Annotated in this window: 19 protein-coding genes; 15 read left to right on the top strand and 4 right to left on the bottom strand. The window is 44.5% G+C overall.

The window, feature by feature from the left end; all coding sequences use genetic code 11:
* The first annotated feature begins 89 nt into the window (after positions 1–89).
* From yjoB to phrA, 3 genes are all read left to right on the top strand, one after another.
* Positions 90–1,361 carry an ATPase YjoB gene (gene yjoB, locus NX903_RS06125; RefSeq protein ID WP_003245490.1) on the top strand — a complete coding sequence of 424 codons (1,272 nt, stop codon included), beginning with the start codon at positions 90–92 and terminating at the stop codon, positions 1,359–1,361.
* Between the two features lie 145 nt (positions 1,362–1,506).
* The gene (gene rapA, locus NX903_RS06130; RefSeq protein WP_015252291.1) at positions 1,507–2,643 is read left to right on the top strand and encodes a response regulator aspartate phosphatase RapA; all 1,137 of its coding nucleotides are present in this window, start codon (positions 1,507–1,509) and stop codon (positions 2,641–2,643) included.
* Positions 2,633–2,767, top strand: a complete 135-nt coding sequence (phrA, locus tag NX903_RS06135) for a phosphatase RapA inhibitor PhrA (RefSeq protein WP_003245487.1) — start codon at positions 2,633–2,635, stop codon at positions 2,765–2,767. The genes rapA and phrA overlap by 11 nt, the downstream gene beginning before the upstream one ends.
* 29 nt (positions 2,768–2,796) lie before the next feature.
* On the opposite strand, the gene NX903_RS06140 is transcribed toward phrA, so the two are convergent.
* On the bottom strand, positions 2,797–3,054 hold the full coding sequence (locus tag NX903_RS06140) for a YciI family protein (RefSeq protein ID WP_041344765.1): 258 nt from the start codon (positions 3,052–3,054) through the stop codon (positions 2,797–2,799).
* 120 nt (positions 3,055–3,174) lie between these two features.
* On the opposite strand from NX903_RS06140, the gene NX903_RS06145 reads away from it, so the two are divergent.
* Positions 3,175–4,128 (top strand): N-acetylmuramoyl-L-alanine amidase, encoded by a 954-nt coding sequence (locus NX903_RS06145; RefSeq protein WP_017695144.1) that lies wholly within the window; start codon positions 3,175–3,177, stop codon positions 4,126–4,128.
* Positions 4,129–4,167: 39 nt separating this feature from the next.
* Here the strand turns inward: NX903_RS06145 and NX903_RS06150 are convergent, their stop codons facing one another.
* Positions 4,168–4,545 (bottom strand): PH domain-containing protein, encoded by a 378-nt coding sequence (locus NX903_RS06150; protein WP_014479546.1) that lies wholly within the window; start codon positions 4,543–4,545, stop codon positions 4,168–4,170.
* A 105-nt stretch (positions 4,546–4,650) separates the two neighbouring features.
* Here NX903_RS06150 and NX903_RS06155 point away from each other — a divergent pair, with 105 nt between their 5' ends.
* Both NX903_RS06155 and NX903_RS06160 read left to right on the top strand, forming a co-directional pair.
* Entirely contained in the window at positions 4,651–5,253 is a 603-nt protein-coding gene (locus tag NX903_RS06155; protein ID WP_041344770.1) for a poly-gamma-glutamate hydrolase family protein, read from the top strand.
* Positions 5,254–5,329: 76 nt separating this feature from the next.
* The gene (locus tag NX903_RS06160) at positions 5,330–6,166 is read left to right on the top strand and encodes a manganese catalase family protein (protein ID WP_003245071.1); all 837 of its coding nucleotides are present in this window, start codon (positions 5,330–5,332) and stop codon (positions 6,164–6,166) included.
* A 43-nt stretch (positions 6,167–6,209) separates the two neighbouring features.
* On the opposite strand, the gene NX903_RS06165 is transcribed toward NX903_RS06160, so the two are convergent.
* Together NX903_RS06165 and xre are read right to left on the bottom strand one after the other, a co-directional pair.
* Positions 6,210–6,806, bottom strand: coding sequence for an ImmA/IrrE family metallo-endopeptidase (locus NX903_RS06165; RefSeq protein WP_015715727.1), 597 nt, complete (start codon positions 6,804–6,806; stop codon positions 6,210–6,212).
* Positions 6,807–6,968: 162 nt separating this feature from the next.
* Complete coding sequence (gene xre, locus NX903_RS06170) at positions 6,969–7,310, bottom strand: HTH-type transcriptional regulator Xre (RefSeq protein WP_017695142.1); 342 nt, start codon at positions 7,308–7,310, stop codon at positions 6,969–6,971.
* Between the two features lie 178 nt (positions 7,311–7,488).
* Here xre and NX903_RS06175 point away from each other — a divergent pair, with 178 nt between their 5' ends.
* The 9 genes from NX903_RS06175 to NX903_RS06215 all read left to right on the top strand — a co-directional run bounded on the left by NX903_RS06175 (position 7,489) and on the right by NX903_RS06215 (position 12,831).
* On the top strand, positions 7,489–7,668 hold the full coding sequence (locus NX903_RS06175; RefSeq protein WP_015715728.1) for a hypothetical protein: 180 nt from the start codon (positions 7,489–7,491) through the stop codon (positions 7,666–7,668).
* Positions 7,655–8,491: a phage portal protein gene (locus tag NX903_RS06180; RefSeq protein WP_086343735.1), complete on the top strand. Its 837-nt coding sequence runs from the start codon at positions 7,655–7,657 to the stop codon at positions 8,489–8,491. The genes NX903_RS06175 and NX903_RS06180 overlap by 14 nt, the downstream gene beginning before the upstream one ends.
* Positions 8,391–9,191 (top strand): ATP-binding protein, encoded by an 801-nt coding sequence (locus tag NX903_RS06185; protein WP_080009791.1) that lies wholly within the window; start codon positions 8,391–8,393, stop codon positions 9,189–9,191. The genes NX903_RS06180 and NX903_RS06185 overlap by 101 nt, the downstream gene beginning before the upstream one ends.
* The gene (locus NX903_RS06190) at positions 9,191–9,358 is read left to right on the top strand and encodes a hypothetical protein (protein ID WP_003245588.1); all 168 of its coding nucleotides are present in this window, start codon (positions 9,191–9,193) and stop codon (positions 9,356–9,358) included. The genes NX903_RS06185 and NX903_RS06190 overlap by 1 nt, the downstream gene beginning before the upstream one ends.
* 84 nt (positions 9,359–9,442) lie before the next feature.
* Entirely contained in the window at positions 9,443–9,793 is a 351-nt protein-coding gene (gene xkdD, locus NX903_RS06195) for a phage-like element PBSX protein XkdD (RefSeq protein WP_021479479.1), read from the top strand.
* Positions 9,790–9,996, top strand: coding sequence for a phage-like element PBSX protein XtrA (gene xtrA / locus NX903_RS06200; RefSeq protein ID WP_003244900.1), 207 nt, complete (start codon positions 9,790–9,792; stop codon positions 9,994–9,996). Before xkdD ends, xtrA begins: the two co-directional genes overlap by 4 nt.
* Before the next feature lie 115 nt (positions 9,997–10,111).
* Positions 10,112–10,621 carry a sigma-70 family RNA polymerase sigma factor gene (locus NX903_RS06205; RefSeq protein ID WP_086343736.1) on the top strand — a complete coding sequence of 170 codons (510 nt, stop codon included), beginning with the start codon at positions 10,112–10,114 and terminating at the stop codon, positions 10,619–10,621.
* A 114-nt stretch (positions 10,622–10,735) separates the two neighbouring features.
* Positions 10,736–11,533 (top strand): phage terminase small subunit, encoded by a 798-nt coding sequence (xtmA, locus tag NX903_RS06210; RefSeq protein ID WP_019712461.1) that lies wholly within the window; start codon positions 10,736–10,738, stop codon positions 11,531–11,533.
* Positions 11,530–12,831 (top strand): PBSX family phage terminase large subunit, encoded by a 1,302-nt coding sequence (locus NX903_RS06215; RefSeq protein WP_019712462.1) that lies wholly within the window; start codon positions 11,530–11,532, stop codon positions 12,829–12,831. The genes xtmA and NX903_RS06215 overlap by 4 nt, the downstream gene beginning before the upstream one ends.
* The last annotated feature ends 1 nt before the right edge of the window (position 12,832 follow it).

Here is a 12,832-nt window from a genome sequence, read left to right on the forward strand (position 1 = left end):
GAATTCACAAGTAATATGCTGTGGGATGAAACAAAATGCTATGTCAATCGTATATATAACGTTCACAAAACATGAAATGGAGTATAAACATGACTAATATACCTTTCATTTATCAGTACGAAGAAAAAGAGAATGAAAGAGCTGCGGCGGGCTACGGCACTTTCGGTTACCTTATCACACGGATTGAAGAAACGCTTTATGATCAATACGGTGTATTCTATGAGCTCTATGCCAGTGATGATCCAAATACGGAATACTGGGAGCTTCTTGTAGAAGATGTCCGCAGCGGTTCATTGGAGCCTGAGCATGTGGCATATATATTTGAAAAGCTTGAAAAGAAAACCTTTGCTTACGATGAAGATGAGAAAGAACCGGATTATACCGTCCATAAGTCTATAAGAAACAGTGTATACGCATATCCTGAAAAGGGAGTTGCTTTTGCCAGAATTCCATATTTTCAAGATGGGAGCATTATGAGTTTTGATTGTCTGTTTGCGGTTAACGATGAAAAGATGCGTGCATTTCTGGAGGGAGTCAGACCGCGTCTTTGGGAAAAAAGCAAGCGAAAAGTGACCGTGTTTACGGATGGAGATGGAGGGACTTCAAGAGAGCAGGAAGCCATTGTCAGAGAGGTTCAGCGGAGTCAAGTCATCATGAATCCGCTATTGAAAAAGGAGATATACAGATCAATTGATCAGTTTTTTCATAGTGATAAATCGTTTTATCAAACATATGACATCCCTTACAAGCGCGGCATTCTGTTATATGGACCTCCTGGAAACGGAAAGACGACGTTAGTGAAGTCGATCGCAGGCAGTATCGATGCACCTGTTGCTTATTGGCAAATTACTGAATTTACGTCGAGCGAGACAATAGAAGAAGTCTTTCAGGCAGCGAGACGCCTCGCTCCTGCAGTTCTGGTCATCGAGGATATAGATTCGATGCCGGAAGATGTGCGGTCCTTTTTTCTCAATACGCTGGACGGCGCGACATCAAAAGAGGGGCTATTTCTCATCGGTACGACAAACTATCCCGAAGAGATCGATCCAGGTTTGATGAATCGTGCAGGGCGATTTGACCGTGCCTATGAAATCGGGCTTCCGGATGAAGAGCTGCGGCTGGAATATATGAAAATGAGAGGCTTTGGCATCTTTTTGAGTGAAGGAGAAATAAAAAACGCCGCAAAACTTACAGAAGGCTTTTCCTTTGCACAGCTGGGAGAATTATATGTATCTTCAGCCCTTCAATGGCACCAAGAAGGGAATCATCATATTGAAACCATGGTGAAAGACATGACAGGAGAGCAAAGAAAAAGCCAGCGGGGAAGCTGGATGGAAAGAAACAAAGTCGGTTTTCACTAAAAGAAAGCACGGGTGTTTGAAAAACCCGTGCTTTTTTGTTGCGGTTAGCCGAAATTCGACAATTGCGGTTATTTTGCGTTCTTCTTTTTCTTGCAAATATGATAAAATATGACATATCTCGGGTAATTCAAAAAGGGGGGATTAATTGAGGATGAAGCAGACGATTCCGTCCTCTTATGTCGGGCTTAAAATTAATGAATGGTATACTCATATCCGGCAGTTCCACGTCGCTGAAGCCGAACGGGTCAAGCTCGAAGTAGAAAGAGAAATTGAGGATATGGAAGAAGACCAAGATTTGCTGCTGTATTATTCTTTAATGGAGTTCAGGCATCGTGTCATGCTGGATTACATTAAGCCTTTTGGAGAGGACACGTCGCAGCTAGAGTTTTCAGAATTATTAGAAGACATCGAAGGGAATCAGTACAAGCTGACAGGGCTTCTCGAATATTACTTTAATTTTTTTCGAGGAATGTATGAATTTAAGCAGAAAATGTTTGTCAGTGCCATGATGTACTATAAACGGGCAGAAAAGAATCTTGCCCTCGTCTCGGATGATATTGAGAAAGCCGAGTTTGCTTTTAAAATGGCCGAGATTTTTTACAATTTAAAACAAACCTATGTTTCGATGAGCTACGCCGTTCAGGCATTAGAAACATACCAAATGTATGAAACGTACACCGTCCGCAGAATCCAATGTGAATTCGTTATTGCAGGTAATTATGATGATATGCAGTATCCAGAAAGAGCATTGCCCCACTTAGAACTGGCTTTAGATCTTGCAAAGAAAGAAGGCAATCCCCGCCTGATCAGTTCCGCCCTATATAATCTCGGAAACTGCTATGAGAAAATGGGTGAACTGCAAAAGGCAGCCGAATACTTTGAGAAATCTGTTTCTATTTGCAAGTCGGAAAAGTTCGATAATCTTCCGCATTCTATCTACTCTTTAACACAAGTTCTGTATAAACAAAAAAATGACGCCGAAGCGCAAAAAAAGTATCGTGAAGGATTGGAAATCGCCCGTCAATACAGTGATGAATTATTTGTGGAGCTTTTTCAATTTTTACATGCGTTATACGGAAAAAACATTGACACAGAATCGGTCTCACACACCTTTCAATTTCTTGAAGAACATATGCTGTATCCTTATATTGAAGAGCTGGCGCATGATGCTGCCCAATTCTATATAGAAAACGGACAGCCCGAAAAAGCACTTTCATTTTATGAGAAAATGGTGCACGCACAAAAACAAATCCAGAGAGGAGATTGTTTATATGAAATCTAAATGGATGTCAGGTTTGTTGCTCGTTGCGGTCGGGTTCAGCTTTACTCAGGTGATGGTTCATGCAGGTGAAACAGCAAACACAGAAGGGAAAACATTTCATATTGCGGCACGCAATCAAACATGATGCATAAAAAAGACCCTTAAGGGTCTTTTTTATTTCTTCAGCTTCCATTCTTTTATCGTCAGCTCAGGAGATCCACTTGCCACCAGCGGATCCGCATGCCCGATTTCCGCTGCCTCTTCCAGTGAACCTGCTTCGATGACATACGCTCCGCCTGTGGCGTCGCTGAATGGTCCAAACATTTTTAAACGCTTTTCTGCCTGTAAACGATCCAGAAATTCATAGTGCCCAGCCACATGCTCCTGATTAAATTTCTCCGTTCTCATTGTCAGCATTAAATATGTATACATATTCAGACCCTCCATGAACTTCAGTTTAACACATTTATCCATATTACGGTGATAGATGATATGAGCTTTTCGTCCTACGAATGCCACCTATTTATGAAAAAAGAAAAGGAGAGATGATAGGTGAGCATTCCAGTAAAGAAAAATTTGGTTTCTGAGGCGAAATACGCGTTGAAGTGTCCGAATGCAATGTCCGCTGAATACATTACCATTCACAACACGGCAAACGATGCGTCAGCGGCCAATGAAATCAGCTATATGATCGGGAACACAAGCTCGACAAGCTTTCATTTTGCGGTCGATGATCAAGAGGTGATTCAAGGTCTGCCGCTTAACCGAAACGCCTGGCACACAGGTGACGGCACAAACGGTCCGGGAAACCGCAAATCAATTGGCGTTGAGATTTGCTACAGCAAATCGGGAGGCCCGAAGTATGAGGCAGCTGAAGCCTTGGCGATTTCATTTGTAGCACAGCTTTTGAAGGAGCGCGGCTGGGGCATCGATCGGGTGAGAAAGCACCAGGACTGGAACGGAAAGTATTGCCCGCACCGCATTTTATCAGAGGGGCGCTGGGATCAAGTGAAGGCGGCAATTGAAAAGGAATTAAACGGGGGCGTATCAGCTAAAAAAGCTGCAGTCTCTTCTTCAGCGTCTGAATATCATGTGAAAAAAGGCGACACATTGTCAGGGATTGCCGCATCACACGGAGTCAGTGTGAAAACGCTGCAAAGCATCAATCATATCACTGACCCGAACCACATCAAAATCGGACAGGTGATCAAACTGCCTCAGACGGCATCTGCTTCTAAAAGCCATGCCGCATCCTCATATCCGCTCCCATCCGGCGTGATCAAAGTGACAAGCCCGCTGACGCAAGGGACAAAAGTAAAGCAGGTGCAGACTGCTTTAGCCGCTCTTTATTTTTATCCTGATAAAGGAGCGAAAAATCACGGCGTTGACGGCGTTTATGGCCCGAAAACAGCTAATGCAGTGAAACGTTTTCAGTCTGTCAGCGGTTTAACGGCTGATGGGATTTACGGTCCGAAAACGAAAGCGAAGATGGAGGAAAAGCTGTAAATGAAAAGACGGAAGCTGTGAAGCTTCCGTCTTTTCGCCTTACATACAAACTGCGGCAAGCACCTTTTGAATATCATAAATGCTTTCATCTTTTTTAAACTGCTTTGAGACAGCGGGAAGTTCCGCGCCGGAGATCCAAATTTTCAGCTCTGAATCAAGGTCAAAGCGGCCGGCAGTTTCCACGCTGAATCTGGAAATGCTTTTGTACGGAATCGATTGAAATTCCGTTTTCTTGCCTGTAATTCCCTGTTTATCTACAAGGATAAGCCGCTTGTCAGTAAAGACAATCAAATCGCGAACCAGCTTAAACGCGGCTTCAACCTTCTCACCCTCAAGTAAAATATGGGCAAGCTCTTCTTTCACAGCTGCCGTTGACAGTGTTGATGCATTGCCGAGTAATCCATCAATAAACCCCATCATATACCTCCTCTGCGTATTCTATCAAATCATACTATAAAAAAGGTTTTCATTCATAGATGAGTAGAGTAAACTGGTGCTGACTGGTAAAGGGGGGCGTTCAAGATGGAAGATATGTATGACAGCTTTGCGGCCCTTTCTGCTTCTGAGTCGGAGTACCGGATTATTTATGAGGAGAAAAACGGAAGTGAGCTTATCGTCCTCGGTCCTCACGGCGGCAGAATTGAGCCTGGCGTCAGTGAACTGGTGCGGGCATTTTCGGATCGATGTTCCATCTATTTGTTTGAGGGTCTAAAGCAGCGAAACAACCGTTCCTTGCATCTCACTAGCATTCGTTTTGATGAGCCGCTGGCTTTAGAAAAAGTGAATGACCACCATTACGCATTAGCGTTTCACGGGTATTATGATCCGAAAATCCCGCATACATTGGTCGGCGGGGCGGATCGTAAAAAAGCCAAGCTCATTTGTGAGCGTCTGAATGAAGCGGGTTTCAGCGCCGAGCTCACTAATGAGAAAGACCGCCTGGCAGGTGTACACCCAAGCAATATTGTCAATCGGACGAAAAGAGAAATGGGACTGCAATTGGAGGTAAGCACGGCACAGCGAAACGCGCTATTCCGCAATTTTGGGTGCCGTGATAAAAGCTACATACAAAACGATTTGTTTGATCGATATGTGGAAGCCGTCAAGCTTGGCTTTTATAAATAAAACTAGACGGGACCTGCACGGTGGGCCTATTCCTTCATACGCTGGGGTTGTGCGAAAGTGTGGGGAGGAATGATTCATGTTTTATCATATAAAAGAGCTTCAATATCAAGCAAAGCCAGCTCATCCTGATCCGGTTTATGCGAAAAAACTTCAAGAGGTGCTCGGCGGCCAATTCGGTGAAATTAGCGTCATGATGCAGTATTTGTTTCAAGGGTTTAACTGCAGGGCGGATGCTAAGTATAAAGATTTGTTATATGATGTGGGGACCGAAGAGATTGGGCACGTAGAAATGCTGGCAACGATGATTTCCAGACTTCTGGACAATGCACCCGCGGATGTACAGGAGGATGCTTATAAAAGCAATCCCGCTATTGCAGCAGTCATGTCAGGTATGAATCCTCAGCACGCGATTGTGTCCGGATTGGGGGCGATGGCATCAGATAGTGAGGGCTATCCGTGGAATGCAAAATACATTATCTCAAGCGGAAACCTGCTGGCCGATTTTCGCGCTAACTTAAATGCGGAGGCCCAAGGACGCCTTCAGGTGACACGGCTTTATGCCATGACCGATGATCCAGGGGTAAGAGATATGCTGTCATTTTTGATTGCAAGGGATACCTATCATCAAAATATGTGGTACGCGGCCATTAAAGAGCTGGAGGAAAGAGAACGGGATATTGTCGTCCCGACGACGTTTCCGCGTGAGCTCGAAAAGCAGGAAGTCTCCTATGACCTGTTTAACTTTTCCAGGGGAGATGAAAGCTCGCAAGGAAGATGGGCACATGGGGAAGCCTTTGACGGCCGGGGTGAATTCAGGTATATCCCGGCTCCGATTGCGTTCGCATCTGCGCCTCATCTTAAACCGGCGCCCATGTGGCTGCATAATACAGTTCCCCCAATGTCGAAATGTTAGGTTCTCTTCTGGGCTGAGGAATATATCCTCAGCCCTTATTTGATCAGATGTTTTTACCAATATGATATAACGCTTTTTCCTCAGCGACCTGCAAGTGCTGCTGATCGCCTTCCTCGTACGCATGTGGCCGCTTGTGAGATAATAAATAAGCGAGCCGCTTCTGAAATTGAATACCTGCTTTACGCCGTTCAAACATGTCAAGCCTTTTATCAGCAAATTCCTTTGTTACCCGGAATACCGCCGCAATTGTGGCGAGTGCCTGGCTTCTCCATTGCGGCAGTTCCATCTGCAACAGCATAAAGGTTGGCACACAGAAGTGGTACATAAATTGATTTGCCTGGAATTCCTGAAGCTCTCTGAAGAGCTTGTTCATCTGAAAATGATTGCCTGCATGCTTTAACACGTGGCACAGCTCATGGCCAAAATCCTCCCATTGCTCTTCCCGTGACTTTTTTTGGTTCAATACGATACTGTACATGCCGTCGTATTTCACCATCATGCTCCCCATATCCTCAAAATGCACCCAAATATCCAGATCCTTTGCGATTTTCAGCATGTCAATGTGATGAGGGGATGTGATGCCCAGCCGGCCGTATAAATTTTTAACGTATTCCTCCAGATGTGATAAGTAATCGCCCAATTGAATACTCCCTTTCGAACATTTGTTCTGTTTTTAGCGAGAAAGAAAAGCCCGTATAGGACTGGAAAGTAGTGTAGAAATCTTTCCCTTTTCTTTAAAAAATAAACACTTTTTTCTTTATATCGGTCTACTTTTTATATGTTTTAGAGAACAGAGAACGATTTATTTATTTTTCGGTTTGCGGTTTTTCTCTTTTTCTTTTAAATAGTTGATAAATTCGATGGCCTGCTGTTTGCTTTCTGGGGAAAAATCCTGCATATCGCGGTATGCAAGCTGCAGGTCCGGATCTGAGAACACATCGTCATCGGATTTTTTGTCTTTTCCCGTTAATAAGTAATCAGTCGTTACTTGAAAGTAATCAGCCAGCTTTTGGAGTGTGTCGTAATCAGGTTCGCTTCGCCCATTTTCATAGTGGGAATATCGTGCCCGTGACACACCGATGTGTGATGCGATTTCTTCCTGTGTCCTTTTCCCTCTGAGACTCTTCAATCTGCCGCCTATCATACTATGACCTCTCTTTTTTAAACTCCCTAAGTTACTTATGATTATAGATACAATATGTATCAAAATAAAGTTATGATAAAAAAAGTATCAAAAATAACTTGATGATACAGAACGTATCGTTTATACTTGGTAACAGCTGATACAAAATGTATCAAAAAAAGATCAGGAGAGTGATCACATGTATCCGATCCAAATCGTTTTTAGTGAAAATCCCATAGATCAGCGCCATCTCGGACAATCCGGCGGCACCATTTCGTTTACCGCATGCGGCCTTCCGGTGTTTCACTTTGAAACGCAGGAACAGTTTCAAGCATACATGATGTTAAAAGGAGAAGCGGCGTCCAATGAAAAACGATAAAAGCTATCCTTTTCCGACGTATTCAGGGTTATTGAATTCAGAACATTATGACAAAATTGGCCCGGCGCTATGGCTGTTTCTCTGGTTTATCAGCTCAACAACAAAAGAAATCGAAAAAGACGGCGTAAGCTGGGGCATCGTACTCGGCCATAAGCCGTTAAAAGCGAGAGAAATGGCGGCAGTCTTCGGCGTAAGTGAAAAAACCGTCAGAAGATGGCTGGAGCTTCTCGAAAACCATGATTACATAAAGGCCGTCCGTGCGCCATACGGACTGATGATTTCGCTCAAGCATTCCAAAAAATTCAGCTTCAGATCGGACAATACTGTACACGGGAGTCTAAAAGAACGGCCATTTTCGCCGCAGACACCGGACACAAACGACCGTACAGATATAGATAAAACAAACAAATATACTGCTGCTGATGATGCAGTGGATCACATTGCGAAGCGGTTTACACAATTACGGTCGGCTCAAGAAGGACGCACCGTGTATCCTTCCTCAAGAGATTATCAAGCCATCGCCCGCATTGTTGCCATCGGCGTTCCTGTCACGCAAACAATCAAATGGCTTGAAGAATGCTTTCAGGCTTTTGAAAACCGGCGGACCGCCGCTTCTGAAACAATCAAGGCTTTTCGCTACTGCTCGAAATTCATTGAAGATCGATTTTTCGCGCAGCAAGCCAAAAAGACTGCTGCAATTCAGCATGAGAGGATGAAAAAACATGACAAAACGAACAATCGAACAGATTTTGGACGAGCTGAGAAGAGGGAGACGTCCATTACTGGCGGACAAACCGGCCGAATCAGACGCAAGCAGGTATGATTGCCTGCGCTGCAAGGATCAGGGAGGTTATCTCGTCAGGCAGAATGGCCTGGAAGTCTGGACGATGTGCAGCTGCATAGCAGAACGGAAAGTGAAGAGGCTGCTGGGTGCAAGTGAGATTACCCACGCTTTCAGACAGCTCGGCTTCAAGGAATTCCGCACGGAGGGAAAGCCGCAGGCCATAAAAGACGCATTTGAGTGTACAAAAGAGTATGTTGCCGATTATGAACAAATCAAGGATTGCCGAAAAAACAGCATTGCTCTTTTAGGACAGCCTGGATCAGGGAAAACACACCTTTTGACTGCCGCTGCCAACGAATTAATGAGAACATGCTATGTGCCTGTCATTTATTTTCCGTTTGTGGAGGGCTTTACTGATCTGAAAAATGATTTTGCCCTATTAGAAGCGAAGCTGAACCGGATGAAGCAGGCGGATGTGCTGTTCATAGATGACCTGTTTAAACCGGTTAACGGCAAACCCCGCGCTACAGATTGGCAATTAGAGCAAATGTATTCGGTACTCAACTATCGCTACTTAAATCATAAACCGATTTTGCTTTCGAGCGAGCTGACAATTGAAGCACTTGTACGGGTCGATGAAGCGCTCGGCACGAGAATCTATGAGATGTGCAGTGACTATTTAGTGATTATCAAAGGAGCAGCCTACGAGCTTAACCATAGATTGGAGGGCGTCAGATAATGTGCAAGCTTTGTCAAACAAAGAAAGTCATTGTGGAACATACCGGTATTGGAGTCGTTTTTCATCCATGTCCGAACTGCCGGTCCGGCACTGACTTAACGCCTGTCATTCAAAAGCTGGAGCAAATGCTGACAGCGGGAAAAGCGAGGCTGAATATCTATGATTAAACAGCTGACTGCACTAATCGCTTTGCTGTTTCGGGCAAAGCGAACAGAAAAAAACATTGAACAATGGTATAAGGACGACGGGAAGTGAAAGTGTTGGCAAAGACAAAACAGGCAGAGAAAAGCCCTGCGCCGTGGCGTGCTGTCCCGTGCGGGGATACGAAACCGATCTATATTTATTCAGCTTACAGTGAAGAAGAAAAAGAAAGATTCCCATATTCAAACGGACGGCTGATTGCCGCTGTATTTGACCTTAGCTCTTATTCGCAAAAAAGCAATGCCGCTTTGATGGCCGCTGCGCCTGAATTGCTGGAAGCGTCTAAAGCAGCACTTGATTTTCTGAAAGGGAATTCTGTTCATTCAAAGGAGCGCATCATTCAGCTATTAGAAAAAGCTGAAGCAAGCGCTGCACCGAAAAGGGGAGGAAATAAAACATGATTCATCCTAAAAAACTGCTGCATATCGATTCCGTCACGCTTAAGAGCCAGCTGGAGGACGGGAAAATCCGTGTCATTATTGTGGATGGCATCAAGCAAGAAGCATGGATCACAGAAGCGCCCGAGCATGGAAAAACGCTCGTCGAAACAAGAAAGGGCGACCTTGCCCGAGTGGAATTTGAAATCGGCTACAAATTAAATTAAAGCGAAAACAGAATACGTCCAAGACGGAAAGCCTGCGGACACTGATCAACTGCACAGCATTTGTGCGTTGATTGGTGTCCGTTTTTTATTTGCCAAAAATGAGGAGGATCATAGAATGCAAGACTTACTATTTGAATATAAACGAACGCTCAAACAAACAAGAAACCAATATAAACCGCTCGCTGAGACAGATGAATCCGTGCTCTCAGCTGAAGAGCTGAAGGATAAAAAAATCATTAGAAATATGATTACTGATCTTGAATATGTAACAGAATGGCTTGAAAAAGGAAGGCAGCCCGGCATCAGACGGGCGATTGACCGGCGTGATGCTTACCAGCGGCTGATGATCAAGGACCCGAGAATCATCGAATCATTTTCCAGCGCTATGATGTTTGAGCCGGACGGACAGGTATCAGAAGAAGACAGAGATAGAATTCGAGAAGCATTAGCCCTGTTAACGGACAGAGAAAAGGAAATGTTTTTGCTGCATAAGGTAGAATGTTTTTCTTATGAACGGATCGCCGATCTTCTCGGCGTGAAAAAATCGACAGTGCAAACGACGATCAAACGGGCAATCGTAAAGATGCAAAGACAGCAGGAAGACATGAATCGATCACTTGCATGAAAGCTTGTCATACGTTTGCCACCTATAAGTGAATAGCATGACACATAAGCGGCTGGCTGATCAGCCGCTTTTATGAATAGACAACCATGCTGGAGGTGGCGGTGATGCCGTAGCATGAAAACACAACTTCGCGAACAAGCATTAGCAATCTATCAACAACATCAAGGAAAGATCACAAATCGGGCGATTGCGGACACAATCGGTGTTTCCGCGAAAACAATCGGCATCTGGAAAAAACAAGACAAATGGAAAGAGGCGCTGTTTTCTGCGTCCAAAAACGAACAAAAACAGCGCCCTATAGACAACGATGAATTAAATGAACGCCAGCGGCTGTTTTGCCTGTATTACGTCAAAAGCTTCAATGCCACACAGTCAGCAATCAAAGCGGGCTATTCTCCTGACAGCGCTCATGTGACGGGCAGCCGGCTCTTAAAAAACGAAAAGGTTGCTGCTGAAATCAGACGCATTAAAAAAGAAATGGTCAATGAAATGTTTATTGAAGCGATGGACGTGCTGCAGGTTTATATCAAGATCGCGTTTGCGGATATTACGGACTATGTGACCTTCGGAAAAAAAGAGGTTCAGGCTGTCGGGAAATCAGGTCCGCTGTTTGATGAAGATGATAACCCGATTATGAAGGAAATCAGCTTTGTCGATGTCAAAGACTCCGGGCTCGTTGATGGCACCATTGTAACGGAAGCAAAGCTTGGCAAAGAAGGCATTGCCATCAAGCTTGCAGATAAAATGAAGGCGCTTGAGAAGCTATCCTTATATTTTGATTTGTTTCCAGATCAATTTAAACAAAAAATAGAAAATGAGAAATTGAAGCTTGCCAAACAAAAAGCGGAGAAAACAGATGACAGCCAAGAGCCGATTGAAATTATGATCAAACGAAAAGAGCGCAAGTCATGATTGTAAAAGAAATCAACCCACATTTCGAAGATTACGTGTTCAATTGGGAGCAGACGTACCAGTTTCTTGTCGGCGGCTACGGCTCATCCAAAAGCTATCATACCGCATTGAAAATCGTGCTAAAGCTGCTGAAGGAAAAACGGACGGCCCTTGTGATCCGGGAGGTGTTCGATACCCATCGGGATTCGACCTTCGCCTTGTTTCAAGAGGTGATCGAAGAGCTCGGTCTCACAAAGGCCGTGGCATCTCTTTCTTCCCCGCTGCAGCTGCGATTTCACAATGGCAGCCGGATCATGTTCAAAGGAATGGACAATCCGGCAAAATTAAAATCGGTTCATAACATTTCATTAATATGGATTGAAGAGTGCTCAGAGGTGAAGTATGAGGGGTTCAAGGAGTTAATCGGACGTCTTCGCCATCCTGAGCTAAAGCTTCATATGATCTGTACCACCAATCCCGTCGGCACCTCCAATTGGACGTATAGGCATTTTTTTCGGGATGAACGCAAGAAACGGTTTGTGCTGGATGACAGCGAACTTTACGAAAAGCGGACGATTGTAAAGGGAGATACGTATTACCATCATTCCACCGCTAACGACAATCTTTTTCTCCCGGAAAGCTATCTGAAACAGCTTGACGGACTCAAAGAGTATGATCCCGACCTGTACCGGATTGCCCGCAAAGGACGATTCGGCGTCAACGGGATCAGGGTGCTGCCGCAGTTCGAGGTACTCCCGCATGATCAAGTGAAAAAATGTATCGCAGCCATCAGCAAGCCAATCTTTCGTACAGGCATGGATTTTGGATTCGAGGAATCCTATAATGCCGTCGTCCGGCTTGCTGTAGATCCTGAAAAAAAATACCTCTACATTTATTGGGAGTATTATCAAAATAAAATGACAGATGATAGGACGGCTGAGGAGCTGCGTGAGTTTATTGAGACACAGGAATTGATCAAAGCCGACTCGGCTGAGCCGAAAAGCATCCAATATTTCCGCCAGCAGGGCTTTCGGATGGTTGGAGCCAGAAAGTTTCCCGGCTCCAGGCTTCAATATACCAAAAAGGTAAAACGGTTCAAAAAAATCTTCTGTTCGGACCGCTGTGAAAATGTCATCTATGAGCTCAAGACACTTACGTATGCCAAAGATAAAAACGGAGCTCTGATTGAGGATGAATTCACAATTGACCCGCATACGCTTTCTGCCATTTGGTATGCGCTTGATGATTATGAGGTTGCTGATATGAAAGAGACAGCACACAAACGAATCCGGCCGAACCGAGAAAGGAGGAGGTCATAAA

This window comes from Bacillus sp. FSL R5-0576, assembly GCF_038004765.1.
GTDB classification, from domain to species: domain Bacteria; phylum Bacillota; class Bacilli; order Bacillales; family Bacillaceae; genus Bacillus; species Bacillus subtilis.